This is a genomic window from Methylophaga sp. UBA2496, from assembly GCF_002341635.1.
Taxonomy (GTDB): Bacteria; Pseudomonadota; Gammaproteobacteria; order Nitrosococcales; family Methylophagaceae; genus Methylophaga.
Genome location: NZ_DDOK01000003.1, coordinates 1 through 26,102, shown reverse-complemented (window position 1 = coordinate 26,102; position 26,102 = coordinate 1). Strand labels below are relative to the sequence as shown.

The 26,102-nt window shown below is 44.6% G+C and carries 26 protein-coding genes and 1 riboswitch; of the genes, 18 read left to right on the top strand and 8 right to left on the bottom strand.

Annotation, left to right across the window (positions count from 1 at the left end; genetic code table 11):
• Window positions 1-174: 174 nt before the first annotated feature.
• Genes B2W60_RS00890 through B2W60_RS00870 form a run of 5 tightly spaced genes read left to right on the top strand, consistent with a single transcriptional unit; the run spans window position 175 to window position 4,914 of the window.
• Window positions 175-1,620: an FAD-linked oxidase C-terminal domain-containing protein gene (locus tag B2W60_RS00890; RefSeq protein ID WP_292361850.1), complete on the top strand. Its 1,446-nt coding sequence runs from the start codon at window positions 175-177 to the stop codon at window positions 1,618-1,620.
• Window positions 1,620-2,675: a glycolate oxidase subunit GlcE gene (gene glcE / locus B2W60_RS00885; protein WP_292361849.1), complete on the top strand. Its 1,056-nt coding sequence runs from the start codon at window positions 1,620-1,622 to the stop codon at window positions 2,673-2,675. Before B2W60_RS00890 ends, glcE begins: the two co-directional genes overlap by 1 nt.
• A gap of 2 nt (window positions 2,676-2,677) precedes the next feature.
• Window positions 2,678-3,898 carry a glycolate oxidase subunit GlcF gene (gene glcF, locus B2W60_RS00880; protein ID WP_292361848.1) on the top strand — a complete coding sequence of 407 codons (1,221 nt, stop codon included), beginning with the start codon at window positions 2,678-2,680 and terminating at the stop codon, window positions 3,896-3,898.
• Window positions 3,891-4,334, top strand: coding sequence for a DUF3465 domain-containing protein (locus B2W60_RS00875; protein WP_292361847.1), 444 nt, complete (start codon window positions 3,891-3,893; stop codon window positions 4,332-4,334). The genes glcF and B2W60_RS00875 overlap by 8 nt, the downstream gene beginning before the upstream one ends.
• A gap of 43 nt (window positions 4,335-4,377) precedes the next feature.
• On the top strand, window positions 4,378-4,914 hold the full coding sequence (locus B2W60_RS00870; RefSeq protein WP_292361846.1) for a DNA-deoxyinosine glycosylase: 537 nt from the start codon (window positions 4,378-4,380) through the stop codon (window positions 4,912-4,914).
• Here the strand turns inward: B2W60_RS00870 and B2W60_RS00865 are convergent.
• The 5 genes from B2W60_RS00865 to B2W60_RS00845 form a co-directional block, all read right to left on the bottom strand.
• On the bottom strand, window positions 4,894-5,661 hold the full coding sequence (locus B2W60_RS00865; RefSeq protein WP_292361845.1) for an EAL domain-containing protein: 768 nt from the start codon (window positions 5,659-5,661) through the stop codon (window positions 4,894-4,896). The genes B2W60_RS00870 and B2W60_RS00865 overlap by 21 nt on opposite strands.
• A gap of 253 nt (window positions 5,662-5,914) precedes the next feature.
• Window positions 5,915-7,342, bottom strand: a complete 1,428-nt coding sequence (cysN, locus tag B2W60_RS00860) for a sulfate adenylyltransferase subunit CysN (RefSeq protein WP_292361844.1) — start codon at window positions 7,340-7,342, stop codon at window positions 5,915-5,917.
• A gap of 116 nt (window positions 7,343-7,458) precedes the next feature.
• Window positions 7,459-8,361: a sulfate adenylyltransferase subunit CysD gene (gene cysD, locus B2W60_RS00855; protein ID WP_292361843.1), complete on the bottom strand. Its 903-nt coding sequence runs from the start codon at window positions 8,359-8,361 to the stop codon at window positions 7,459-7,461.
• Between the two features lie 274 nt (window positions 8,362-8,635).
• Window positions 8,636-9,337, bottom strand: coding sequence for a phosphoadenylyl-sulfate reductase (locus B2W60_RS00850; RefSeq protein WP_292361842.1), 702 nt, complete (start codon window positions 9,335-9,337; stop codon window positions 8,636-8,638).
• Between the two features lie 33 nt (window positions 9,338-9,370).
• Window positions 9,371-10,171 carry a sulfite exporter TauE/SafE family protein gene (locus B2W60_RS00845; protein WP_292361841.1) on the bottom strand — a complete coding sequence of 267 codons (801 nt, stop codon included), beginning with the start codon at window positions 10,169-10,171 and terminating at the stop codon, window positions 9,371-9,373.
• Between the two features lie 250 nt (window positions 10,172-10,421).
• Between B2W60_RS00845 and B2W60_RS00840 the strand changes: the two genes are divergently transcribed.
• From B2W60_RS00840 to pnuC, 6 genes are all read left to right on the top strand, one after another.
• A complete protein-coding gene (locus B2W60_RS00840) occupies window positions 10,422-10,766 on the top strand; it encodes a hypothetical protein (protein WP_292361840.1) in 345 nt (114 codons plus the stop codon).
• Between the two features lie 82 nt (window positions 10,767-10,848).
• Entirely contained in the window at window positions 10,849-11,769 is a 921-nt protein-coding gene (cysB, locus tag B2W60_RS00835; protein WP_292361839.1) for an HTH-type transcriptional regulator CysB, read from the top strand.
• Window positions 11,770-11,856: 87 nt separating this feature from the next.
• Window positions 11,857-12,426, top strand: coding sequence for an SRPBCC family protein (locus B2W60_RS00830; protein WP_292361838.1), 570 nt, complete (start codon window positions 11,857-11,859; stop codon window positions 12,424-12,426).
• A gap of 113 nt (window positions 12,427-12,539) precedes the next feature.
• Window positions 12,540-12,646: riboswitch (TPP riboswitch) on the top strand.
• Between the two features lie 61 nt (window positions 12,647-12,707).
• Window positions 12,708-14,864: a TonB-dependent receptor gene (locus B2W60_RS00825; protein WP_292361837.1), complete on the top strand. Its 2,157-nt coding sequence runs from the start codon at window positions 12,708-12,710 to the stop codon at window positions 14,862-14,864.
• A 44-nt stretch (window positions 14,865-14,908) separates the two neighbouring features.
• Window positions 14,909-15,166, top strand: coding sequence for a YkoF family thiamine/hydroxymethylpyrimidine-binding protein (locus B2W60_RS00820; RefSeq protein WP_292361836.1), 258 nt, complete (start codon window positions 14,909-14,911; stop codon window positions 15,164-15,166).
• Window positions 15,166-15,789 carry a nicotinamide riboside transporter PnuC gene (gene pnuC / locus B2W60_RS00815; protein WP_292361835.1) on the top strand — a complete coding sequence of 208 codons (624 nt, stop codon included), beginning with the start codon at window positions 15,166-15,168 and terminating at the stop codon, window positions 15,787-15,789. The genes B2W60_RS00820 and pnuC overlap by 1 nt, the downstream gene beginning before the upstream one ends.
• Here pnuC and B2W60_RS00810 read toward each other — a convergent pair.
• From B2W60_RS00810 to mtnA, 3 genes are read right to left on the bottom strand one after another with little or no spacing between them, the layout of a single operon-like run.
• Complete coding sequence (locus B2W60_RS00810; RefSeq protein ID WP_292361834.1) at window positions 15,786-16,673, bottom strand: phosphotransferase; 888 nt, start codon at window positions 16,671-16,673, stop codon at window positions 15,786-15,788. The genes pnuC and B2W60_RS00810 overlap by 4 nt on opposite strands.
• A complete protein-coding gene (locus B2W60_RS00805; protein WP_292361833.1) occupies window positions 16,667-17,341 on the bottom strand; it encodes an SDR family oxidoreductase in 675 nt (224 codons plus the stop codon). The genes B2W60_RS00810 and B2W60_RS00805 overlap by 7 nt, the downstream gene beginning before the upstream one ends.
• 10 nt (window positions 17,342-17,351) lie before the next feature.
• A complete protein-coding gene (gene mtnA, locus B2W60_RS00800; RefSeq protein WP_292361832.1) occupies window positions 17,352-18,404 on the bottom strand; it encodes an S-methyl-5-thioribose-1-phosphate isomerase in 1,053 nt (350 codons plus the stop codon).
• 37 nt (window positions 18,405-18,441) lie between these two features.
• Between mtnA and B2W60_RS00795 the strand changes: the two genes are divergently transcribed.
• The 7 genes from B2W60_RS00795 (at window position 18,442) to B2W60_RS00765 (ending at window position 25,611) form a co-directional block, all read left to right on the top strand.
• Window positions 18,442-19,761: a TRZ/ATZ family hydrolase gene (locus B2W60_RS00795; RefSeq protein WP_292361831.1), complete on the top strand. Its 1,320-nt coding sequence runs from the start codon at window positions 18,442-18,444 to the stop codon at window positions 19,759-19,761.
• Window positions 19,758-20,459, top strand: coding sequence for a bifunctional 2-polyprenyl-6-hydroxyphenol methylase/3-demethylubiquinol 3-O-methyltransferase UbiG (gene ubiG, locus B2W60_RS00790; protein WP_292361830.1), 702 nt, complete (start codon window positions 19,758-19,760; stop codon window positions 20,457-20,459). The genes B2W60_RS00795 and ubiG overlap by 4 nt, the downstream gene beginning before the upstream one ends.
• Complete coding sequence (locus B2W60_RS00785; RefSeq protein WP_292361829.1) at window positions 20,459-21,118, top strand: HAD family hydrolase; 660 nt, start codon at window positions 20,459-20,461, stop codon at window positions 21,116-21,118. The genes ubiG and B2W60_RS00785 overlap by 1 nt, the downstream gene beginning before the upstream one ends.
• A complete protein-coding gene (locus tag B2W60_RS00780) occupies window positions 21,109-22,395 on the top strand; it encodes a DNA recombination protein RmuC (protein WP_292361828.1) in 1,287 nt (428 codons plus the stop codon). Before B2W60_RS00785 ends, B2W60_RS00780 begins: the two co-directional genes overlap by 10 nt.
• A gap of 37 nt (window positions 22,396-22,432) precedes the next feature.
• Window positions 22,433-23,278: a squalene synthase HpnC gene (gene hpnC / locus B2W60_RS00775; protein WP_292361827.1), complete on the top strand. Its 846-nt coding sequence runs from the start codon at window positions 22,433-22,435 to the stop codon at window positions 23,276-23,278.
• A gap of 321 nt (window positions 23,279-23,599) precedes the next feature.
• Window positions 23,600-24,694, top strand: coding sequence for an endonuclease/exonuclease/phosphatase family protein (locus tag B2W60_RS00770; RefSeq protein ID WP_292361826.1), 1,095 nt, complete (start codon window positions 23,600-23,602; stop codon window positions 24,692-24,694).
• 533 nt (window positions 24,695-25,227) lie between these two features.
• Window positions 25,228-25,611, top strand: coding sequence for a cupin domain-containing protein (locus B2W60_RS00765; RefSeq protein WP_292361825.1), 384 nt, complete (start codon window positions 25,228-25,230; stop codon window positions 25,609-25,611).
• The last annotated feature ends 491 nt before the right edge of the window (window positions 25,612-26,102 follow it).

The following is a 26,102-nucleotide window of genomic DNA, read 5'->3' as shown; positions in this document are numbered from 1 at the left end:
AGCTCATTAAATCCAGTCGCTATTTCATCAACAGGAATCTGCGGATGAAATGCCTCAGAACTTCTGCAGACACGGAATTCGCGGCAACCGGCATCGTCCTCAGCTAACTAACAATAATTATTATGTGAAGATGTCACATGATTTGAAATATGCCATATTACGCAAATGAAAAAAATGCAATTAATTGCAGCGTTGCAAGCCATTCTGCCGGAATCAGCGATTCTTTCCAGCAAAGAATCCCAAAAACCTTTTGAATGCGATGGACTATCTGCTTATCGGCAATTACCTTTATTGACGGTATTGCCGGATACCATTGAGCAAATTCAGGCTATCTGTAAGCTCTGTAACCAGCAGCAGATTCCTCTGGTTGCCCGTGGCGCAGGTACCGGATTATCTGGCGGCGCAATGCCTCATGAAGAAGGTATTCTGCTCAATCTGGCCAAGTTCAATCAAATTTTATCAATAGATATTCCAAACCGCAGTGTCCGGGTGCAACCCGGCGTGCGTAACCTGGCAATTTCAGAAGCAGTGGCCCAGTACGGTTTGTATTACGCCCCGGATCCATCCTCACAGATTGCCTGTACTATCGGAGGCAATGTCGCCGAAAATTCCGGTGGCGTACATTGCCTGAAATATGGTTTAACGGTGCATAACATTCTGGAGCTCAAAGTAGTCATGGCTGATGGGGAACTGCTCACCATCGGTTCACAGGCTTATGACAGTGCGGGTTTTGACTTACTGGCGCTAATGACGGGTTCGGAGGGGTTACTGGGTATTATTGTTGAAGTCACGGTAAAGCTGTTGCCTAAACCTGAACGTACCCAAGTGATCCTGGCCGCCTTTGATGATGTAGCCAAAGCCGGCCGCGCCGTTGCCGATATTATTGCCGCAGGGATTATTCCGGCGGGTCTGGAAATGATGGACAAACTGGCCATTCAGGCTGCTGAAGCCTTCGTTCATGCAGGCTATCCACTGGAGGCTGAAGCCATCTTACTATGTGAAATTGATGGCAATAATGAAGAAGTTTCAGAGCATATTATGAAGGTTCATCACGTTCTGGAAAACAGTGATCCGATCAGCTTTGCGACAGCAGAGTCTGAGCAGCAGCGGAATTTGTTCTGGGCCGGACGCAAAGCGGCATTTCCTGCGGTTGGTCGACTTTCACCGGATTATTACTGTATGGATGGCACCATTCCCAAACAACATTTAGCTGCAGTGCTGCAGGAAATTCAGCGCTTATCCAGACATCACGAATTGGCGGTCGCTAATGTATTTCATGCGGGGGATGGCAATTTGCATCCATTGATTCTTTATGATGCTAATAACGCTGGGGAATTGGTTAAAGCAGAACATTTCGGTGCAGATATACTTAAATTGTGCGTTCAGGCAGGTGGCAGTATTACCGGCGAGCACGGCGTTGGCATCGAAAAAATCGATCAGATGTGCAATCAATTTGCTACGGATGAACTGGCACAGTTTCATTCGGTAAAAGCAGCCTTTGATCCGCAGGGTATTCTGAATCCGGGAAAAGCTGTCCCGACCCTGCATCGCTGTGCTGAACTGGGCGCAATGCATGTGCATCATGGTGAGCTTCCCCATCCGGAATTAGAGCGTTTCTGATGGCAGATATAAGTAAAACTATTCAACAGCAGATATTAACGGCCGTTGAAACTCAACAGCCAGTTAATCTTCGAGGTGGAAATACCAAGTCATTTCTGTATCACGCAAAACCTGGCGAAACGTTGTCATTGCAAGCACATCAAGGCATCGTAAATTACCAACCAACCGAGTTGGTTGTTACCGCTTATGCCGGGACTAAACTCAATGACTTGCAGAGTACACTGGCAGAACACAATCAACGCCTGCCATTTGACCCACCGCATTTCGGCGACGATGCCACGCTGGGTGGCGCCATCGCGACGGGATTATCAGGTTCCATCAGGCCGTTCACCGGCAGCGCCCGTGATTATGTGCTTGGTTGCCGGATCATCAATGGCAAAGGCCAGATAATGCAGTTTGGCGGACAGGTGATGAAAAATGTAGCGGGCTATGATGTCTCAAGACTCATGGTCGGAGCCATGGGCAGTTTAGGTGTATTACTGGAAATCAGTCTTAAAGTTCTGCCGATTCCCGCCAGCGAATGTTATCTATCACAGTCGCGCGATACGCAGGATGCATTACGAATGATGCAAACGCTGGCTGCGCAAAATCTGCCACTCTCAGGACTGGCTTATGATGGTAAAGCTGTGCATATTCGGCTGGCAGGCGCTGAAGCCGCTGTACGTGCAGCCCGACAGAAGCTCGGTGGTGAACATCATAAGGCGGATGTGTTCTGGACTCTGGTCAATGAACAACAATATCATTTCTTTGATGGTGAAATACCTTTATGGAGAGTTTCAGTACCACCCGCCACAGTCAATTTACCCATTTCAGGTAAACAGCTAGTCGATTGGGCAGGCGGTTTGCGCTGGGTGAAAACCGATGAAAGTGCTGAAAAAATCTTCACATTAGCTGCCCGCCATCATGGCCATGCGCAACTGTTTCGTACCGCAAAATTAACAGAAATACGTCGGCAACCATTAAACAGTGGCTTAAAACGATTGCATCAACAATTGAAACAAAGCTTTGATCCGCACGGTATATTCAACCGCGGCCAGCTTTATCCAGAGTTTTAATTATGCAAACCAGACTCGCAGCAAAATACGCCAATACTGAAAAAGGCCTGACTGCTGAATCGATTATCCGCAACTGTGTGCATTGTGGATTTTGCAATGCTACCTGCCCTACCTATCAGTTACTGGGTGATGAGCGCGATGGTCCTCGTGGCCGAATTTACCTGATAAAACAGGTGTTTGAGGGGGTATCGCCAACACGAGAAACACAAGTTCATCTGGATCAATGTCTCACCTGTCGCGCCTGTGAATCAACCTGCCCTTCAGGAGTGGAGTTTGCCAAGTTGGCGGATATTGGTCGCATGGAAGTGGACACATTGGTCAACAGACCTTTTGTAGATCGCCTGATAAGAAAATTATTGCTTCAGACTGTACCTTATCCCGCCACATTTCGCCCATTGTTAAAGACGGCCAATCTGTTCAAACCACTACTCCCACAAAGCGTAAAAGCCAGATTAATACCTGTACAAAAAACCAGACCGCTCATCCAGCAAACTCACCAACGCTTTATGCTGGTTTTAGCCGGTTGTGTGCAATCGGTCAGTAGTCCGAATACCAATCAGGCCGCAGCAAACGTTTTAGATAAACTGCAGATTAGTCTGCTGGAAGCACCCAAAGCGGGTTGCTGTGGTGCATTGGCACAGCATCTGTCCGCGGAAGAAAAAGCATCCAATCAAATGAAACAGAATATTGATGCCTGGTGGCCGTTTATTGAACATGGCTGTGAAGCGATAGTGATGACCGCCAGTGGTTGCGGAAGTACAGTAAAAGACTATGGCTATTTGCTGCGAAATGACAAAGTCTATGCAGAAAAAGCTGCCAAAGTCAGCGAACTCAGCAAAGATATCGCTGAAGTGATTGCTGCTGAAGATTTATCTGTATGGCAAAATCTGGGCGTTGGCAGCACTATTGCGTTTCAATCTCCCTGTTCGTTACAGCATGGGCAGCAACTAACAGGACTCGTGGAAACGATTTTGCAACAACTTGGATTCACCACTCCGGTTATCAATGATGCACATATCTGCTGCGGCTCAGCAGGCAGTTATTCGTTATTGCAGCCCAAATTATCCCAGTCGTTACGTTTACAGAAATTGTCGGCTTTGGAAGCATCACAACCGGATAAAATTGTTACGGCCAATATTGGTTGTCAGCTATACCTTTCAACACCGAGTCGTCCTGTGAATCATTGGATTGAAATGCTTGCGGAGCGAATTGAACATGGCTAATACAAAACGTATGAAACAGCGTATCTGGATCCTGTTCGGCTTTGCCATTTTGATCTTTCTGGGAAGCTTTTATGAGCCTGAGCCACAACGTAATCAAATCTCTCCTGCTGGAAGTGTTGAACAATTATTTGAACAGCGGCAAAGTGATGTTCAAATCGAGGTGGCCGGAACCGTTACCAGGCTGTTAGCAGATGATAATAAAGGCAGTCGTCATCAACGGTTTATTATTGAACTGGCCAGCGGGCAGACCTTATTAATCGTTCACAATATCGATTTGGCACCCAGAATTAATGAGATTAAAGAAGGCGATGATGTCCGTGTTTATGGTGAATATATCTGGAATGATAAAGGTGGCTTAATCCACTGGACGCATCATGATCCAGCCAACCGTCATCCTCATGGCTGGATAAGGCATCAGGGCAGACTCTATCAGTAATGCTGTTGATGAGAGAGATATTTCAACTCAGGCTGATACGGTTATGAAAGATAAACTCACACTGCAACCCGCATCCAGCTTTCCACCCATCGTTGGCCATGAACCACGGATTTTGATTCTCGGTTCCATGCCTGGTATTGAATCATTAAAACAACAACGTTATTACGCCCATCCACGCAATGCTTTCTGGCCAATCATAACGTCATTTTTTGGGCAATCTGTTAAGTTGGACTACCCACAACGCTGTGATTTATTAATACAAAAACGGATTGCCGTATGGGATGTATTGAAAAGCTGCCGCCGCCCGGGAAGTCTGGATCAGCATATTGAAACGGAATCGATGGTTGCCAATGATTTTGTGGAGTTACTGCAGCGTCATCCGTCAATAAGACAGATCTTTTTTAATGGTGGCAAAGCGGAACAGGTATTCAAACGTTATGTAATAAAACAGTTGGAAGCCGCCGACATATTATTAAACTACCAAAGGCTACCCTCAACCAGCCCGGCGCATGCCGCTATGAAATTTGAAACCAAACAACAGCTCTGGCATCAAGCGTTATCAGCGCCACCAATCGGATGAGACTGTTGCCAAAGACTCAAAACTTGGTTTGGCAAAATAAAATCCCTGAAACAACTCAATCCCCATCTCCTGTAAAACATAAAGTTCATCTGCAGATTCGATACCTTCGGCTATCACGGTAATATCCAAATCATTACAGAAAGCGATGATGCCTCGCGTAATGGACTGCCTGACTTTATCATTATGGATATTGCGTATTAACGCCATATCCAATTTTACTAAATCAGTCTGCATATTTGCCAGCAGGTTCAACCCCGCATAGCCAGCCCCAAAATCATCTATGGCAGTTGAAAATCCCTGCTGCTGATAAGACTGAATAATGTCCTGCAAGTGAACATGGTCAGTAATCTGCTCACCTTCAGTCACTTCGAAAATAATGCGTTCAATCGGGAAGTTATAGATTTCAGCAGCCTCGAGTGTCGTCCTGATACACAACTCAGGTTTGTACACTGCATTGGGCATAAAGTTGATGCTGAGTTTAGAATCGATGTTAAGTTCTGCAGCAAGTTTAATCGCTTTAACCCGACAGGCCTGATCAAAACGATAGCGGTTACTCTGATTTACATTATCAAAAACATGGGCCGCACCTTGCCCATCCACCCCCCGAACAAGTGCTTCCTGCGCATACACCGTTCGGCTGTTTGTATTCACAATCGGCTGGAAAGCCATGGAAAAATCAAATCCAAGTAAACCGCTGTTGAAACACTCGCCACAACCAATCTTTCTAAAATCTGCTTGTTCTTTCATTATTCACCATCCCGGTTTCGCAGAATGTAACCTAAATCATTGTCCGCTACTCAAACCGGTTCACATAATTCGCTAAATTTTTAAAATTTACCCTAACAGCTTTCAATAAGATGACAAAACAGCAGTATTGCCTCAATAACATAAAGCAAAGCATTCACAAGATTTAATGAAATAAGAATGGAATCTCGAAAAGTTATCGAGTGAAAACCGGATGGTAAAATCAGGCCGCGAACACGGCCTGATTTATTTAGATTTACTTCAGTAAATCACTGATATCCTTAGCATCCCAATGAGGGAAATGTTTTCGGATTAATGCATTTAATTCGACTTCAAATGCAGAAACATGAGTTGTTGTATCTTCATTTATCATACCGGTAATCGCTTCGGTAATCATGCCCGCACCAATGGTGACATTAGTCAGACGATCAATCACGATAAAAGCACCGGTAGTGCGATTACGCTTATAAGCATCAAACACAACTGGTTTATTTAATGAAAATTCACATAAACCGATTTCGTTCAGTTTCAGTTCTGTCACAACGTTATGGGCCAATGTATTCACATCAACCTGATGATCAACCTGAGTCATTACACCTGTACTGTCAGAAACGCCAACCTTGATGTTGTATTGTTTGTTTGCCACCAGCGGTTGCTCTGTCATCCATACCACCATGGCTTTAAAACGGCTGGACACATGTGGCTGATGATCCCGATGCACAATCATATCGCCACGGCTTACATCCACTTCATCCTGCAGGGTAACGGTTATCGATTCACCCGGAACGGCATGATCCAGCTCACCATCATAGGTTACCAGTGCTTTGACTTTGCTTTCTTTGCCTGAAGGCAAAACGGTAATTTCATCCCCCGGCTTCAGAATACCCGCAGATAATGTGCCGCAGTAGCCGCGGAAATTCAGGTTCGGGCGGTTAACGTATTGCACCGGGAAACGGGCGTCTTCGGTATTGGCATCCTTCCCAATCTCGATGTTTTCCAACAGCTCCATCATTGTGCTGCCCTGATACCAGGGCATGTTTTCACTTCTGTTCACCACATTATCGCCGTTCAAGGCAGACATCGGTACAAAGTGAATATCTTCGATTTCCAGTTCACGGGCAAATTCGCTGTAGGCTTTACGAATATCATTAAAGACCTGTTCGCTGAAATCCATCAAATCCATTTTATTAATGGCAACAATAATGTGCTTGATACCCAGTAATGAAGCAATAAAACTATGGCGGCGGGTTTGTGTCTGCATTCCGTAACGAGCATCAATCAGAATAACCGCCAGCTGACAGGTTGATGCACCGGTGGCCATGTTACGGGTGTACTGTTCATGACCTGGCGTATCAGCAATGATAAATTTACGTTTGGTGGTGGAGAAATAACGATACGCTACGTCAATGGTAATACCCTGCTCACGTTCCGCCTGCAACCCATCAACCAGTAACGCCAGATCCACCTGATTTCCTGTGGTTCCGGATTTCACACTATCGCGGGTCACCGCTTCCAACTGATCTTCATAGATCATTTTGGAATCATGTAACAGTCGTCCAATCAGCGTACTTTTTCCATCATCCACATTACCGCAGGTCAGAAAACGCAGCAGTTCCTTGTTTTCGTGTTGCTTGAGATAGGCTTCGATATCGGTCGCAATCAGCGCATCAGTTTCGTATGTCATGTTGAGTGCCTGGTTTAATTATCTTTAACGGGTCAAGATGCCCAGCAATTTGAGCATCGTATTCAATTCTTTTTGCTGCCGGATGAGAGATTTGAATCACGCTCTCGTCCTGAATTTTAGAAATAACCTTCCTGTTTCTTTTTCTCCATCGAGCCAGCTTCATCGTGATCGATGGCACGCCCCTGACGTTCAGAAGTCGTTGTCAAAAGCATTTCCTGAATGATTTCTGGCAAGGTATCGGCATCCGATTTCACCGCACCGGTCAGTGGATAACAGCCCAGGGTACGGAAACGGACTTTTTCCATACGGATTTTCTCACCTTCCGGGATACGCATACGGTCATCATCAACCATGATGGTCAGACCATTGTAGTTAACAACCGGACGCTCAGCGGCATAGTACAGCGGCACAATCGGGATTTGCTCCAGATAGATATATTGCCAGATATCCAATTCTGTCCAGTTCGATAGCGGGAAAACACGAATACTTTCACCCTTGTTCACTCTGCTGTTATAAATATTCCATAACTCAGGGCGCTGGGCCTTAGGATCCCAGCGATGATTTTTATCACGGAAGGAATACACCCGCTCCTTGGCACGGGACTTTTCTTCATCACGGCGGGCACCACCAAATGCCGCATCAAAGCCATGTTTACTCAGAGCCTGTTTCAACGCATCGGTTTTCATAATGTCGGTATAACGGGGATGGTCAAAAGGATTAATGCCGGCTTCAACGCCTTCCTGATTGGTGTGAACAATGAGCTCCAGCCCCAAGTCTTTGGCGCGTTGGTCACGAAATCTGACCATCTCCTGAAATTTCCAGGTAGTATCGATATGCATTAATGGAAATGGTGGTTTGCCCGGGTAAAATGCTTTCATTGCCAGATGCAGCATGACAGCGGAATCCTTACCAATCGAATACAGCATAACCGGATTTTCAAACTCAGCGGCCACTTCACGCATGATGTGAATACTTTCAGCTTCGAGTTGTTTTAAGTGCGTCAGTTGTTTTTCAGTCATAATTTTCTCTGTTACTTAGGTTCTGTTGCTCTTTCAGAGCCACCACTGCTGGAGGCTATTTTTTTGTCTCACAAGGCGGAAATGATGCGATGTAGTTGCTCTACATAAGTCATTTCCAACGCCGTGAGGCGGAAAAATAGTCCCAGCCCTGCGGGTTGTGGCTGAAAATACACCACTCCGCGTTACTAGTCGTTTATTTAGAATAACTAAACTGCTCTCCTCGCGCCTTGATTGGTGTATTTTCAGTCACAACAGAGGCGGCTATGAAAGAGCATCAGACCCTACCCTTTACGTGTAAGCCACATTCTTTGGTTTCCGGGTTTTCCCACCACCAGCGGCCCGCCCGAATATCTTCACCCGGGGTAATCGCTCTGGTGCATGGCGCACAGCCAATACTGGCGTAGCCCTGGTTGTGCAGTTCATTAAAAGGAACATCAAAGGCGCGGATATATTTCCATACTTCGCCATTGGACCAGTCCGTCAGTGGACTGAATTTTTGCAACTCATGATCAGCATCCCATTCAGATACCGGCAGTTCATTTCGCGTCACCGACTGTGATCGGCGCATGCCTGTCAGCCAGGCTTTTTTGCCGGTTAAAGCACGGTTTAATGGTGCTACTTTCCGGATACCACAGCATTGTTTGCGTAAGTCAACACTGTCATAAAAGGCATTCGGGCCATTGTGTGTGACAAATTGTTGAAGGCTCAATGCATCCGGATAATAAACCTCAACCTCAAGCTGATAATGCTTTTTAGCCTGCTGCATTAAATCATAGGTTTCCTTGGGCAGTCGACCGGTATCTAGCGTAAAAATACCGATTTCTGGTGCGAATTTAGCAATCATATCCATCAGCACCATATCCTCGGCACCATAACTGGTCGCTAATACCGCAGGACTATAGTCCGTCACTATCTGCTCCAGCAGTTGTTTTGCTGTATCAATTTTCAGTTGAAGTTTTTCACTAATATCTGTCATGTCGAATTACTTTTTTATTCATTTATTTATGTTTTACAGTAAACATTTAATACCCACCATCAGTAAAATGACGGCGAGTAATGGCCGTAAAATCTTGTCTGAAATCCGTATCCCCAAGTGAGAACCAATATATATACCGGGCAATGATCCCATCAGCAAATAAGATAACAGTGACCAATCAACGGTACCCACTGCGGAGTGCCCCAGTCCGGCTACGGCTGTCAGTGGTACAGCATGAGCAATATCGGTTGCCACAATTTCCACACCACGCATTCGCGGATACAGAAACAATAAAACGACAGCTCCCAACGCTCCAGCTCCCACTGAAGAGAGTGTCACCATCACCCCCAATAAAGCCCCGACAATAACCGTAGCTGGCGCTTTTATGGTTTCATCCTGGCGTAACCGGTAAAGGTAATTTACAAAGGGGTGCCCTTTTCGCGCTTTCAGAATACCAGCCAGCCAGTCTTTCAAAAGCAGGGCACTGGAAGTCAAAATCAACGCCACCCCCAGTGCAATGGTAATTAGCTCATTATGCTTTCCTTCATGCACACCCGTTGCACTGAGAAACCATAACGTTAACAGTGTCGCCGGCAGACTGCCCGCTGCAAGACGCCAAACTACACGCCAATGCACTACACCGTGTCGCCAGTACGCCCAGATCCCTCCCGCCTTGGTCACCGCGGCAAACAACAGATCCGTTCCTACTGCAACGGCAGGCTGAATACCAAAACCAAAAATCAGAATGGGTGTCATTAAAGACCCTCCACCGACTCCTGTCATACCGACCATAATACCTACACCGAGGCCTGCCAGTAGAAAACCCCATTCCATCTATTAATTTAACCTTCTAACCTGCTTCATTGCGGCAAGTTTACCATCTGGCAATATTCAATCAATGAATATTATTTTTTATCTATATAAAAAATTAATATATAAAGACTTCTATGGCTAAAGGTTGAATTATCGCAGCGTTAACACAGCCTTAACCTCTTGCGATAGAGACTGTTTACTGTTCACATTTCTTTCACGGTATTTAACCGATGCTCTAACTCCAAATCCACTCTAGGATGAGAGGCTGAAAATGACAACTTATCGAATTTTGTTAGTTATAACAGCAGTATGTTCTGCGCTTATTACTGCAGTATTTATAAATCCGGTTAATTCCAGCGGTTCGCGCCAGCCGTTACAATTCGAGATCCCACATATTCCTTACACTCTCGACAATGAGCGTAATCTGACGGCTGATCCATTAACTCTGGCGCTCAGAATGTGTACTGCAGATGGCTGTGAATATATCGCTTTGTCACCAGATGATTCACAACATTTTTTAAGCACCGAAAACGAAGCTGAAACGCAAAACAGTGATTTCCAACGCACAGTCCCTTTGCACTTACCGCAACGGGGTGTGCCGATCATTGAAATGTGACATTACCCAGAAATGTGTTGATTGATTTTTTATCTATTTTTTTTATATCTTTACCTTTTCTAATAACTAAATCGGATAAACCATGAAGTTGCAGCAACTCAAATATGTTCGCGAAGTCGCGCGCCGGGGCCTCAGCATATCCGCCGCAGCACAAGCGCTTCATGCTTCTCAGCCAGGTGTCAGTAATCAGATACAATTGCTGGAAGATGAACTAGGTTTATTAATTTTCGAACGACATGGAAAACGCTTATCCGCCATTACCCCTCTGGGTGAATCCGTGATAGCCATGGCTGAGCGAGTATTACAGGAAGTCGACAATTTACGAGAACAAGCCGCAGACAGTCGTCATGAAAAAAAGGGCACACTTTCAATCGGCACCACGCATACTCAGGCACGCTATGCCCTGCCAAAAGCAATCAAAGCTTTTTCAGAACAATATCCAGATGTTCATTTGAATATGGTGCAAGGCACTCCTCCCGAAGTAGCAGAGATGGCAGCCACCGGAAAAGTTGATTTAGCGATCGCAACAGAAGGGTTGTCCAAATTTGATAATCTGGCAATTCTGCCATGCTATGAATGGAATCGAACCGTCATTACACCACCCGGTCATCCACTTTTAAAGGAAAAAAAACTAACGCTTGAAGCTATTTCGCAATATCCCATCCTGACTTATGTGATGGGGTTTACCGGACGTGCTCAGCAGGACCAATCTTTTATTGAACGCGGCCTAAAGCCCAATGTCGTCTTCACCGCAACTGATGCCGATGTTATCAAGACCTACGTGGAACTCGGTCTTGGCATAGGCATTATAGCCAGCATGGCATTTGATCCTGTAAAAGATGCGCCATTGCAGGCAATGGATGCCAGTGGTTTATTTAAACCAAGTACAACCCATATGGGGATACGCAAAGGCAGCTACCTTCGTGGTTACAGCTATGCTTTTATTGAGTTTTTTGCCCCACATTTACAACGTGACACGATCCGGAACGCCATTGCATTGTGAAATTTTCCCTTTGGCATTTTGGAATGTAATGGTAGTTTATTTGGGCTGATTTTTAGCATTTCAAATGAAATATAAGAAGGAAATATAATGAAAGCTGTATTAAAAGGCCTTTTAACAGGCTTGTTCCTATTGCCAGCATTAGTATTTGCCCATGGTGCTTCACGTTTACAAGTTGAAGAAACAGTGCTGATTAATGCTGATGCTGACATCGTCTGGGAAATGGTTAAAGATTTTGACAGTCTGCATAAATGGCACCCGGCCATTATTTCTACCGACGCGCAAGGTGGAAATGAAGTGGGTGCCACTCGCATTCTAACGTTGAAAAATGATTCCACCATCACTGAAACGTTGAAAAAGTTTGATGAAGAAACCAAGAGCTTTATGTATGAAATCAATGAAATGAGCTCTGTGGGTCAAGTGGATATCGAAGGTGAAATGCATGATATCCCTGCGGTTCCGGTCAGCAAATACAAAGCCTGGGTGACGGTTGAAGCAGAAGGCGATCAAACCAAGGTCATCTGGTTAGCCAAATTTTTCCGTGGTTATACCGGCAATCATCATGAACCTAAAGAGCTGAATGACGAAACGGCAACCAATGCCATTCAGGGCATTTTCCGTTCAGGTCTGGATACTTTGAAAGCTAAAATCGAAAACTAAGTTATTCATCACTTGAACATTTAAGGCATCTTCGGATGCCTTTTTTGTATGTGATAGAAAATATTAATGATGGGAAAAAAGCATATTTTTCTGTATATTTACTCTACTTGCTAATACAAGCCTCGGGGTGGTCGCAAGGCCTGAGATTCACCAGTTTGGTGGAGACCCGATGAACCTGATCCAGGTAATACTGGCGTAGGGACAGGCGGCAACACCTTCTTGCTAGATCAATGCAAATGGCGTGATCCCCTGTCCTTTTTATGAAATTAAAAAGGATAGTCATGAAACCCACCCTGCTTTCCATTGCAGTTACCAGCGCGCTTTTTTCACCATGCGCAGTTGCTCAGAACAACAGTACCGATCTACCCTCCATGCTAGTTAGCGCTGACTTTCGTCCGGCCGAAGCACAGGACATTCCCGTCAGTCTGACCACATTTGATGAAGATATTATTGAATCGCGTGGCGCTCAGCATATTGAAGATGTGTTGAATCTGGCACCTAATGTAAACCTTTCCAGCGGTGCGTCTCGTGGCCAGTTTTTTCAGATCCGCGGTATTGGTGAACGAAGTGAGTTTCTGGCGCCTCTTAATCCATCAGTCGGCCTATATATTGATGGTATAGATTTTAGCCGCAGTGGCGGCGCAGCTACTTTATTTGATATTGAGAAAGTAGAAGTATTACGCGGCCCACAGGGTACGTTGTATGGTGCCAATGCATTAGCTGGCGTTATTAATATGCAAAGCAAACAGGCGACCAATGATCTGGATATGAACTTTCAGTCCACTATTGGCAATTACAATACGCGCAGTGTTGGTGTTGCCGTTGGCGGCCCACTGATTAAAGACACATTACTGGGACGGATAGCCGTACATACCCATCGTTCAGATGGTTATATGGATAACGATTTTCTGGGTCGGGATAATACGCAAAATCAGGATGAACTGACTGCCCGCGGACATTTAAAATGGCTGGTCAGTAATGATCTGACCATTGATCTTAATTTACTACATTTGAATATTGACAATGGTTACGACGCTTTCACACTGGATAACAGTCGAAACAGCCTGTCAGATCAGCCTGGTAAAGACAAACAGCATACCAATGCGTTTGCATTGAATACTGACTGGCGTGCCAACAGTAAAGTGCAATTGCAATCAACCTTGACCTATTCCAAATCTGATTTGGAATATAGTTACGATGATGACTGGTCATTTAAAACACAATTTCCTGTTGATGCTACCTGTGTGGATGCCGATGAAGACAATGATGCATTTAACTGTCCTTATAGTGGTTTTGATCAATATAAGCGTGAACGGGAAAATTATTCATTTGAATTCAGGGCTCTATCAAATGAAGATGGTCGTATTTTTTCTGATACAACCGATTGGTCCGTTGGTATTTATCTCGCCGATCAACGTCAGGACTTAAAACGCACCTATTTTGCGAATGCCATTGATAGTGATGCAGTTTTTCCGTTTGCTTTAGATAATACTTATAAAACGTTTAATAGCGCCATTTATGGCCAACTTGATACTGCCTTAACCGATAAGCTGACTTTAATAACCGGTTTACGCGTTGAACATTGGGACGCTGATTATGAGGATTCGCAAGGATTGGATCTCGATGACAACGATGTATTATTCGGTGGCAAAGTCGGTCTGAATTATCAGTTCCGCCCACAACACCTTTTATACACATCATTATCCCGCGGCTACAAAGCTGGGGGGGTTAATACGGAAGCAGATCTGGCTTCCGGCTTACGCAAATTCAATAATGAATATTTATGGAATCTGGAAGCCGGCATGAAGTCATTGTGGCTGGATGGCAGTCTGGTGACCGATATCACCGCATTTTATGGTTTACGAAAAGATGCCCAGGTAAAAACATCTGTCAGTGTTCCTCGTGATGGTGGCGGCACCCGTTTTATCGATTATCAGGATAATGCAGCCAAAGGTCGTAATATGGGCATTGAAGCAAGTGTTGACTGGTTGATCAATGAACGAATAAGAACCTTTGCAGCATTAGGTCTTTTACACGCGACATTTGACGAATACAACAACCCTGAACTGGATGAGGCTGGTTTAAATATTCAGGGCAGAAGGCAGGCTCATGCTCCAGCCTACACTTTCAGTGTTGGCAGTGAAGTCTATCTGACCCCGCAATGGACTCTTCGCGCCAATGTTGAGGGCAAGGATGAGTTCTATTACTCCAACAGCCATAATGCGAAATCCAGTTCTTACGCCATTACCAATGCCAGTTTGCAGTACCAGCAGCAAAACTGGACATTTACCTTATGGGGACGCAACCTGTTTGATAAAGATTATTACACTCGCGGCTTCTTCTTTGGTATCGATCCTTCCACGGAATATGAAGATCGGGTTTATACCCAGTATGCCGATCCTCGTACTTTTGGCATGACTGTTTCTTACGACTACTAATTTATACGGGGCACAGTAGTGCCCCACTTTTTCCGGAAATCATTATGCGAATTTCAGTTGATATCAGCCTTTATCCGCTGACAGAACAATTTGTCGAACCAATTCTGGCGTTTATTGCCAAGTTGGAAAACAATCCGAAACTGATTGTGCATCGTAATACTTTGAGCACCCAGATTTTTGGTGAATATCGTGATGTAATGGATGCAATGGACAGCGAAATTGAAGCTGTATTTGCCCAACTGCCTCATAGTGTTTTTGTGTTGAAACTGATTGGTAACGATCGTCATCAAGTTAAAGACTGATGTCTGAGTCAGGTTGGTGGGATATTACGCTAGCTGGATTGGTGTCCATGAGTGGCTGGGAAGTATTTGCCGCGCTGCTTGGCATCGGTTATATCCTGTTTGCTGCCCGTGAATCCCAATGGTGCTGGCCATTAGCGTTTATCAGTACCATTATTTACACCATCCTGTTTTGGGAAAATCAGTTACCAATGCAGGCTCTGCTCAACCTGTATTACATCGGTATGGCGGTCTATGGCTTTATTCTCTGGCATCGTCATGAAAACCAGACGGCAGAACTGAATATTCACAGCTGGCCGTGGCAATATCATCTTATCTTTATTGCCACTGGCGGGTTTCTCAGCCTGGTATTTGGCTATTACCTATCGGCACACGCCACGCAATATCCCTATCTGGATGCTGCAGTGATGGTGTTTTCAGTGATGAATACCGTTTTGATGGCGCGTAAAGTTCTGGAAAACTGGCTGTATTGGCAAGTTATCAACAGCTCGGCGATTGTACTTTATGCATTGACCGGTTTTTACGCCACCATTGTCATGTTCAGTATTTATCTGTTTCTCGCCATGGCCGGGTATTTTAAATGGCGTCAGTTATTAGCAAAACAACACCAGACCCAACAAGCTTAACTGAACCGTTCAGGATGATTGAGCCACAAATTCAAATCTGTCTCACCTAGCACATTCATTAAAAAAAGTAATAAACGGTATGGCAGCCGAACAGCCGTCAGATTAGGAATGGTCTGATGGTTCAGATATTCAACTGCAAAAAGCTCAGCCTGTTGTTGATCCAATAAATATTCCAGCAAAACAAATTCTAATGTTTGGGGGCCATAGACAATCGCATCCAAATCGACCAAGGCAGAGAGCTGGTCCTGCTGCATCAGAAATTGATCCCATCGCAAATCAGGCATTATGGGTACAAACATCTTTTCACAAAGCTGTTCAGCTTGGATAAAGACCTGCTGTAAAACAGCCTGATCAATTGCAGGCTTTTGTTGCTGTATCAGTAATTCTATCGTTGATTTCAGGCGTAGCGGCCACTCTGCAGCGGTAAATTGCGGCTGTTGCACATTCCCCCACTTTGAATGCTGCTGTTGATGCACCGATCCAAGGTGTTTTGCCAGGGACTTAATCGTATGCTGATTTACAGCTAAAGCGTGCACATCATTTCCAGGCAACCAACGGGTCAAAACAAACTCTGCTGCCTCAGCGGCCATTAAGGATGGGACACTTAAAGAACTGATATTTGATATCTGTTGATAAACTTCTGCAATATTTCCCAATGACACTGGGAAATTGATGGCAAACAGGCTATTCATGCCACGCCAGAAAGCCGACTGTTGAATCGTGTCATGATCACACCGCTTCAACACCATCGGTCCATCAACGGTTTCACAAAACCAGAGTTGATGGCTGCTATCGCTAAACTGGACGGGAATTCTGCTTGCCGGTTTTAGCAATACCGGCAAACCTTGCTGCTGCTGATCTGAAAGCGATGGGTAGTTTACCAAGGCAGCACTTCACCATTCATATGCCAGAACGTACCAGTGTTATCAATATTCAACTCAGCCATGCGATCCAGCAAACCTTTTGCCGATTCATCCGCATCAATCAAGCCACCATGCCCTGTCATATCGGTTCTCACCCAACCAGGATGCAGAATTGCCACAGCAATACCTTTAGGTTTCAAATCGATTGATAGCGACTTGCCCGCCGCATTTACAGCCGCTTTAGACATGCGGTAAGCATAACTACCACCGGAATCATTATCCGCAATTGAGCCCATTCGGCTGGTGATGATACCCACCTTGCTACCCTGAGACAGATGATTCACTAATGACTGGGTAGTCAATAACGGACCAAGACTGTTTACATCAAACATGCTTTTAAAACTTTCAATAGCATTCGAATCAATATCATTGAGCCCTAAACCTGCGGCGATACCGGCATTATTTATCAGCCAATCAATTTTACGATCGCCGAGTTTTTCCGAAAGTGCTTTCAGACTGATAGGATCGCTGACTTCCACATCTTCAATAATTTCCACATCCAGTTCGGCCAATGCCGGAGAGCGATGACGACAAGTCGCAATCACATCAAAGCCACGTGCTTTTAATTGCCGGCAGAGTTCAAGCCCGATGCCTCTGTTGCTGCCGGTTACCAGTGCGGTTTGTGACATATCCTGCTCCTTAGTTGTGCTTACGAAGGTTTTTCATTGTAGTCGCTGATGGCGACAACACAACGCCTGCTTCAGTAACAATAGCGTTTATCAGCCCTGCCGGTGTGACGTCAAAGGCCGGATTGGAAACCTGAACGCCATCTGGCGCAATTTGCTGGCTACCAATATGTGTTATTTCAGTTGCTGGTCGTTGTTCAATTGGAATAAGTTCACCTGATTCTGTTTGCCAGTCAATCGTCGATAACGGTGCGACCACCATCACTTTCACCTGGTGATACTTGGCTAAAACGGCTAGAGAGTATGTACCGATTTTATTGGCCACATCACCATTGGCAGAAATCCGATCAGCACCGACAATAACCCAATCAATCTGACCCGAAGCCATTAATGCTGCCGCAGCGACATCGGCCTGCAAGGTACAGGGAATATTGTCCTGTATTAATTCCCAGGCGGTTAATCGCGCACCTTGTAACCAGGGACGCGTTTCGTCGATATAGACATGCTGTATTTTACCATCGGCATATCCCTGCCGAATAACTCCTAATGCGGTACCAAAGCCACCAGTCGCCAATGCACCAGCATTACAATGCGTTAGCACTATGCTGTTAGCATGTATCAAATCTGCTCCCAGCTTTCCCATGGTCTGGTTGGCAACGATATCCTGCTGATGAATCTCAACTGCAGCTTGCAGCAGTTCCGCTTCTGGCGAATAGGTTTCCGGTAAATGAATATAAATGGCTTTCATCCGCTCGATCGCCCAATTTAAATTCACCGCTGTAGGCCGCGATGCTGCCAGTTTTGCCAAAGGTTCATACATGGCTTGTTTCCAGTTCACACCGGCTTTGTTCCATGCTGTACGGGACGCCAGAACCACTGCATAAGCCGCTGTTACACCAATAGCTGGGGCGCCTCTCACCACCATATCCCGAATAGCATGACTGACATCATCAATATGCTCAAAACTGAGCCAGACCTGATGTGTTGGAAGCAAACGCTGATCCAGTAAATGCAGTTGTTGATCATGCCACTTGATGGGCTGAATCATTTCACTGATGCTTTGCACTGTGTTCTCCTGCTGATGGCGGTTATAATCGGACGCTATGGAAAACGTCGATCTGATAATAAATGCCCGCTGGTGTCTGCCGATGACGGCAGATCAACTCATTCTTGAAAATCATTCTATTGTCGTCAATGAGGGCAATATTGTAGCGCTATTACCGCAAACTCAGGCGGAACAGCTTTATATAGCTACTCAGACACAGGATCTCGATGAACATTGCGTGATGCCGGGATTAATTAACAACCATGGCCATACCCCTATGACATTATTCCGCGGTTTAGCGGATGACTTGCCTCTGATGACCTGGCTAAATAACCATATCTGGCCTGCTGAACAACAGTTTGTTGGTGATGCATTTGCTGAGGCCGGATCGGCTTTGGCTATTGCTGAAATGATCCGTGGCGGCACCACCTGTTTCAGTGATATGTATTTCTTTCCAGAAGCAACTGCCCGGGTAGTTGATAGCAGCGGTATTCGGGCAAGTCTGGGCATGGTCGTCATTGAGTTCCCCACTAACTGGGCGAAAGATGTAAATGAGTACTTACATAAAGGCCAGGCCTTACACGATCAGTATCGTCATCACCCGCGCATCACTACCAATTATGCGCCACATGCGCCCTACACCGTTTCTGACAAAACACTTGAAGCCATTATCATTAACGCCGAAGAACTGGATTTGCCGATTCAGATGCATATTCATGAAACGGCGGCAGAAGTCAGCGATAGTCTTTCCCAGTTTGGCAAACGTCCATTGGAAAGACTCAAAGACTTAGGTTTGCTCTCTCCACGATTAATTGCGGTGCATATGACGCAGCTAACGGAAAAAGAAATGGACTGGTGCGCCGAAGCAGGCGTTCACATCGTGCATTGCCCGGAGTCTAATTTGAAACTGGCCAGTGGTTTCACACCCGTTGCCGAACTCATCAAGCGTGGCGTCAATATCAGTATTGGTACCGATGGCGCGGCATCCAATAACGATCTGGATATGTTTGCAGAAATGCGTCAGGCAGCTATTCTGGCAAAAGGTGTCTCTGGTGATCCCAGCGTAGTGCCTGCTTACCAGGCTTTGCAGATGGCCACCATCAATGCGGCCAAGGCTCTCGGTATTGATTCCATCACCGGCACGCTGGAAACCGGTAAAACCGCCGATATTATTGCCATCGATCTCAGCGAGATTGAAACTCAGCCAATATATAATTTGCCGTCTCAATTGGTCTACGCCACCAGTCGCGATAAAGTTTCTGATGTCTGGGTCGCTGGAAAACAATTATTAAAACAACGTCAGCTCACCACATTAAATGCACAACATATTTCTGCCCAGGCACAACAATGGGCAACAAAAATAAGGTCTTCCTCATGACAAAACATAATGTTGATCCAGCCGAAGTCGCTAAATTTGATGCACTGGCATCAAGCTGGTGGGATCCGGAAGGTCAATCCAAACCGCTGCATGAAATCAATCCGTTGCGACTGACCTTTATTAATGAAAGAACCCAGTTGAAAAATGCCCGGGCTATCGACGTAGGTTGTGGCGGCGGTATTCTCACTGAGGCTTTGGTAAAAAGCGGTGCAGATACTCTTGGAATAGATATGGGTGAAATGCCACTCAATGTTGCCAAACTGCATGCGCTGGAAGCTGGCCTGAAAATCAAATATGAACTGACGACCGCAGAAACCATGGCGGAAAATCATCCGGATGAATTTGATGTTGTGACCTGCATGGAAATGCTGGAACATGTGCCCGACCCACAGGCGATTATTACTGCCTGTGCCACCATGGCAAAACCCGGTGGGGATGTTTTTTTCTCAACCTTGAACCGTAATCCTAAGGCTTATTTGTTAGCCATTGTTGGTGCTGAATATATTGCCAACATGCTGCCAAAAGGCACACATGATTATGCCCGTTTTATTCGACCATCTGAGCTGGCGCGTTGCTGCCGTGAAGCCGGTTTGCATGTTTATGATATCACTGGCATTACATACAACCCGTTGACCCGCCACTATAAACTCAGCAGAGATGTGGATGTCAATTACCTTATTCACTGCAGAAAAATCTAGTGTTTATTTCTCCGTTTAATGTGGTGCTGTTTGATTTGGATGGCACACTTGTCGATACAGCACCTGATCTGGGTTTCGCGTTAAATACCCTGTTAGAACAGGAAGGCAAACAACCATTGGATCATGCCCGGATTCGTCCAGTTGCCAGTCATGGTAGTGCTGGATTATTGAAACTGGGATTTGGCATTGAAAAGGAAGATCCCGTTTATCCTGCCTTGCAACAACGTTTTTTGAGCCTGTATGCTGAAAATATTGCCCGTGAATCAGATTTGTTTATCGGTATGCAACAGGTACTAGAGGGCCTCACCGCTAACGGTATTAGATGGGGCGTCGTGACCAATAAACCATCGTTTCTCACGATTCCGCTAATGAAGGCATTGAATTTAGCCGAGGCTGCTGCATGCATCGTCAGTGCCGATACCACTCCTCACAGTAAACCGCATCCGGCGCCAATGCTACATGCCTGTGAGCTGGTTAAGGCTAAACCGGTTGATTGCATTTATATTGGTGATGCTGAGCGGGATATTCAGGCGGCACATAATGCCCAGATGCGCTCTGTCGTTGCTTTATACGGTTATATTTCAGAGACTGATGAACCGGAATCCTGGCAGGCTGACTGTATGATTAACCATCCCCACGAGATATTACAATGGATTTAACTCCAGCGTTCTTTCTGCAACATCAGGACTTATTGATTGTTTTGCTGGTTGGTATTTTACTTGGCATTGTTCTCGGTCTGGTTATTCGTAATGGCAAAATTCGTGTTTTGGAACATAAAAATGCAGAGTTAGAACTGACATTACAACTAGAACAAAAAAACAAACAACAGTTGGATGAAATCCTCGACCATACTCGTGATCAACTTGCTAATACTTTTAATCAGCTTTCTAATGAAGCTTTAACACGCAATAACTCCAACTTTTTGCGATTGGCCGAAGAAAATCTGAAACGTTTCCAAAGTGAAGCCAAAGCGGATTTGGGAACCAAAGAAAAAGCCATTGAGCAAATGCTTAAACCAATTAACGAAGCATTGCAGCAAACCACCAAGCAAATTCAGGAAATTGAGAAAGATCGCAAAGAAGCCTATGGCAGTCTGAACACCACCATCGCTCAAATGAACCTGAACCAACAGCAGTTGCAACTTGAGACCCAGAATCTGGTTCAGGCATTGCGTCGCCCGGAAGTACGAGGGCAATGGGGTGAAATGACGTTACGCCGTCTGGCTGAACTCAGTGGCATGGTGTCACATTGTGATTTTTATGAGCAAACGCATACCACCACCGAAACCGGTAGTATTCGCCCGGATATGATCGTCCGGCTGCCGGAAAAACGTGAAATTATTGTCGATGCCAAGACACCACTTGATGCCTATTTATCGGCCATTCAGGCCAAAGATGATGCCACACGCAAACTGGAATTAAAGCGTCATGCTCAGATTATTCGCGGACGCATCAAAGAACTTTCCCGTAAAAATTACTGGGCGGAATATTCACAATCGCCTGAGTTTGTTGTGTTATTTATTCCCGGTGAGCAATTTCTTTCCGCGGCACTTGAAGTCGATCCTGCTTTACTGGAAGACAGTATGAGCCAGAATATTATTTTGGCCACCCCTACCAACTTTATTGCTCTGTTACGTGCTGTTTCCTATGGTTGGAAACAACAGGCATTAGCCGAAAATGCTGAGATAATTCGTGAACTCGGTGAAACCCTCTATAAACGACTGTCTACCTTCGGCAACCACTTGAGTAAATTAGGCAATAGCCTTGGAAGTAGTGTTAATCATTTTAATAGTGCGGTCGGTTCTCTGGAACGTCAGGTATTACCCGGTGCCCGTAAATTTACAGAAATGGGCATCAGTAGCAAAAATGCGATCACCGACCTGCCTCCTGTAGAACAAATGCCACGCCAGGTTCAAAATCTTAGCGATGAGGAGTAAATCCGAACTCAACAAGGCGTATGCGTTTTGTTTAAAAATGGCTAAATCGCATTACGAGAATTTTCCAGTCGCCTCTATTTTATTGCCAAAAAAATTACGTCGCCCCATTACGGCCATTTATGCATTTGCCCGTACTGCAGATGATTTTGCTGATGAAGATAATTTAACGGCGAAAGACCGGTTGCATCTACTCAATAGCTACAGTCTGCATCTATCTGACATTACTGAACGAAGATATCACGGTAACGATCCCATCTTTATTGCTTTAGAAGATACTGTGCATCGTTTCAAACTACCCGTTCAATTATTGGAAGACTTGTTGACTGCCTTTAGACAGGATGTGGTCAAGACACGTTATGCATCCTTTAATGAGGTGCTCGATTATTGTCGATTTTCGGCCAACCCTGTAGGACGCCTTCTTTTACACCTGCAGGGACAACCGACTGAGCTACAGCTTAAACAATCGGATGCGATCTGTACCGCGCTACAATTAATTAATTTCTATCAGGATATTGTGCAGGACTACACTGAGCAGAATCGTATTTACTTACCGCAAGATGAGCTGGCAGCCAATAGAATTACGGAAGTTTTATTGACTCAATCGGACACCCGTCAATTAGCACCATTAATGCGAAGCATGTATCGGCGAACGGAAAGCATCATGATGGAAGGCTACGAACTGGGTTTAAGCATATCAGGCCGACTCGGCTGGGAAATCAGAGCGATGACTCTGGGTGGAATAAAAACTTTATCCTTACTCAAACGGCAGCCGGATATGGCTCTACTGACAAGACCGCGGCTATCGCGAAAAACATTGGCAGGTATCTTCATGAACAGTGCAGTTAAAACCCGCTATCAACAATTAATTTATAAATTGTCATAATGTTTTAAAACCTGCATCCCGGCGATTTATATGCATATTAGACCAAAGCCAACATAAGGCATGCTCTGTAATAATTAAACTCTTTGGCACGTTTTAATGCTGTTTTCCTCAATAAAACTTTAATTTGTAATTTAATACAGACTGTAACTAACTATTTATAAAAATAAAAAACAAATTACAAATGGCGTAGTCATATATGGTCGCAAACACGTTTTATAACGTTTTTTGCACGAATAAACGCCATAAAATCACTTGATACTACGTTCAAACTTTTTATGTTATGGTCAAAAAATTCTCTTTTAGTACAGCTTTGGAATATTCTTGAACAGCTTAAGCTTATATATATTTATACCGCTAGTACTCTTATTAGTTTGCCTAACTTTTTTTAGCTTATCTAATAGTGAAAAATGGTGGATTCGTGCACTGGATTTCCCTCGAATGCAGTTTTTCATTTTCGCTTTAGTTTTGTTAGCAACTGAAATTTTTTTTCTGGACTACTCAAAACCAAGTTTCTGGATGCTTTTTGGTCCAACTCTGTTAGCGTTTGCCTATCAGCTATGGTGGATATTGCCATACACCAGTTTGTATCCCAAAGAGGTTCAGCAAATTGATCAAGTCGATACTGAAAATAGTATCAAAATCATCACCGCTAATGTCCTGATGTCTAATAAACACGTTGAAAAACTTATAAGTCTTGTTGAACAGAATAAGCCCGATATTCTTGTTACATTGGAAACCAACCAATGGTGGCAATCAAAGCTCAAAAATATTGAAGATGATTATCCTTACAGAATGAGCTGCCCACTAGAAAACCTTTATGGTATGCACATATATTCCAAATACGTTTTGTCAGATTCAAAAACTGAATTTCTGGTTGAAGATGATATACCATCGATGCATACGCTCTTAACATTACCATCCGGGCAGAATATTCGGATGCACTTTCTGCATCCTGCACCACCAAGTCCTACTGAAAATGAAGAATCTTCCGAACGGGATGCTGAATTAATTATGGTGGCTAAAAGTGTTGCGGGTGCAGAAACGCCTGTTATTGTAACCGGAGACCTGAATGATGTTGCCTGGTCAAAAACAACCCGACTATTTCGTAAGATTAGCAAACTGTTAGATCCGCGGATTGGCAGAGGAATGTTCAACACATTTCATGCTGATTTTTGGTTTATGCGCTGGCCCTTGGATCACTTGTTTCATAGTCCTCATTTTAAGCTATATGCAATGCGTCGCTTGTCACCGTTTGGATCAGATCATTTTGCTTTACTCACGCAATTGATTTACAACAAATCTTACATTGATGCTTTACAGTCAGGGCTAACAGCAGATAAAGACGATCAAGCATTCGCTAAAGAAAAGCTAAGCACTGAACGTGTCAGCGAAAATGATGTCCCGTCACCGGGTTAACTGGACTTTTTTAGTGGTTTTATTTATTTAAATATTAAGGACAACCTTTTTGATGTTAAACAAACTTATTTCAACATTTTTCATTGTAGTTATTTTAATGATTTCAGGATGTGGGCACTATAAACATGGTCACGTGCCGCCCGGCCACGATCCATCTGGCCCTGGAAACAGTGAAAATGCTCCGGGACATAATAAATACAAAAAATAAATCGTACTTATAAAAAGGATATTACCCAATCACCGCTTTGCTGGGCGAAGTATTCGTATCAAAAGTCATCGAAAGCTGATCTAGTGTGGAGGAATTTATATTAAGTTCCACGATTCCATGATCCTCGCATGAGAAGTCAACTCGCAAGGCTCGATATGACGTATTAAGTGGTTTTAAACCTTCGGTATAAATAAACTAGAACCCAACACAAAAAAATTTATCCATATTGTCAATTAGCCATTAGGATTAAGACTTAATGTGGATTTATCCCGATACCAGTTTATTGCGAAACTTGACGCTTTGCTTGAATGATTGGAGTCCGGTTATGAAAACAATTACTTTTGGAAAATTCTCGGCGCCTAGCGCAACACCAATTACATCAGACCTTGATGGTTGGATTCCATTTGAAGGCTTGCCGACTATGACTACCTGGCTTGAATATGTCTCTGCAGACGGTAAGTTATTAACGGGTTATTGGGAAGCTACACCGGGGACTTATCGCGTCATCTATAATGCTGATGAAATGGTGCACATGTTCGAAGGCAAGGCCACATTAAAGGATGACAATGGCGAGTCTGTTAGCTATATCGCCGGTGACAGTTTCGTGGTTAAGGCCGGCTTTAAGGGTACCTGGAAGACGGAACAAACCGTACGCAAGATTTTTGCGATCCGTGTACCACAAGATGTAACTTCACCCTTTGGTGAGTAACGTTATCGCAGTAGACTGTTACTAACCCAGTGTACTTGATAACATCCCTTATCTTCAATGGCATTGAGTTCAAACAAGTTCTGAAATATCTTAGTAAAAAGAGCCCGTCTTCTTAATTGAGGAGGGGCTTTTTTATATAAGTTGCCCATAACATACAAAATCAGGATCTTTTTTTGTATAAAGCCTGGCAGTTATTCACATGGATGTGATGTATTCCGATAACGCAGGAGCGGTTATCGGTGACCTACTTTATCAGCCACATCCCTGTGGCAGACCCTACGGGCTCGCTTCGCTCATGCAAAAACGCTTATCTCCATGGATGGAGTGTATGCAGAAGCAATGCTGGGAGCATTGCCTGTCCTGGCGTTTTTGTCACTTCGTTCAAGCAGGTCACCTTGTCTAAACTTCAGATAATAAAAAAGGCCACCCCTATCGGAGTGGCCTTTTCTATTATATTAAAGCCTGGCAGTGACCTACTTTGATGAGATGCG

Coding starts and splice junctions, on each gene's coding strand:
- cysB (WP_292361839.1), top strand. CDS start 10,849: ATGAAGTTGCAGCAACTCAAATATGTTCGCGAAGTCGCGCGCCGGGGC.
- B2W60_RS00870 (WP_292361846.1), top strand. CDS start 4,378: ATGAAAGATAAACTCACACTGCAACCCGCATCCAGCTTTCCACCCATC.
- B2W60_RS00840 (WP_292361840.1), top strand. CDS start 10,422: ATGACAACTTATCGAATTTTGTTAGTTATAACAGCAGTATGTTCTGCG.
- B2W60_RS00875 (WP_292361847.1), top strand. CDS start 3,891: ATGGCTAATACAAAACGTATGAAACAGCGTATCTGGATCCTGTTCGGC.
- hpnC (WP_292361827.1), top strand. CDS start 22,433: ATGGCTAAATCGCATTACGAGAATTTTCCAGTCGCCTCTATTTTATTG.
- B2W60_RS00845 (WP_292361841.1), bottom strand. CDS start 10,171: ATGGAATGGGGTTTTCTACTGGCAGGCCTCGGTGTAGGTATTATGGTC.
- B2W60_RS00890 (WP_292361850.1), top strand. CDS start 175: ATGCAATTAATTGCAGCGTTGCAAGCCATTCTGCCGGAATCAGCGATT.
- B2W60_RS00780 (WP_292361828.1), top strand. CDS start 21,109: ATGGATTTAACTCCAGCGTTCTTTCTGCAACATCAGGACTTATTGATT.
- B2W60_RS00795 (WP_292361831.1), top strand. CDS start 18,442: ATGGAAAACGTCGATCTGATAATAAATGCCCGCTGGTGTCTGCCGATG.
- glcE (WP_292361849.1), top strand. CDS start 1,620: ATGGCAGATATAAGTAAAACTATTCAACAGCAGATATTAACGGCCGTT.
- B2W60_RS00825 (WP_292361837.1), top strand. CDS start 12,708: ATGAAACCCACCCTGCTTTCCATTGCAGTTACCAGCGCGCTTTTTTCA.
- B2W60_RS00805 (WP_292361833.1), bottom strand. CDS start 17,341: ATGTCACAAACCGCACTGGTAACCGGCAGCAACAGAGGCATCGGGCTT.
- ubiG (WP_292361830.1), top strand. CDS start 19,758: ATGACAAAACATAATGTTGATCCAGCCGAAGTCGCTAAATTTGATGCA.
- pnuC (WP_292361835.1), top strand. CDS start 15,166: ATGTCTGAGTCAGGTTGGTGGGATATTACGCTAGCTGGATTGGTGTCC.
- B2W60_RS00830 (WP_292361838.1), top strand. CDS start 11,857: ATGAAAGCTGTATTAAAAGGCCTTTTAACAGGCTTGTTCCTATTGCCA.
- glcF (WP_292361848.1), top strand. CDS start 2,678: ATGCAAACCAGACTCGCAGCAAAATACGCCAATACTGAAAAAGGCCTG.
- cysN (WP_292361844.1), bottom strand. CDS start 7,342: ATGACATACGAAACTGATGCGCTGATTGCGACCGATATCGAAGCCTAT.
- B2W60_RS00865 (WP_292361845.1), bottom strand. CDS start 5,661: ATGAAAGAACAAGCAGATTTTAGAAAGATTGGTTGTGGCGAGTGTTTC.
- B2W60_RS00765 (WP_292361825.1), top strand. CDS start 25,228: ATGAAAACAATTACTTTTGGAAAATTCTCGGCGCCTAGCGCAACACCA.
- B2W60_RS00820 (WP_292361836.1), top strand. CDS start 14,909: ATGCGAATTTCAGTTGATATCAGCCTTTATCCGCTGACAGAACAATTT.
- cysD (WP_292361843.1), bottom strand. CDS start 8,361: ATGACTGAAAAACAACTGACGCACTTAAAACAACTCGAAGCTGAAAGT.
- B2W60_RS00850 (WP_292361842.1), bottom strand. CDS start 9,337: ATGACAGATATTAGTGAAAAACTTCAACTGAAAATTGATACAGCAAAA.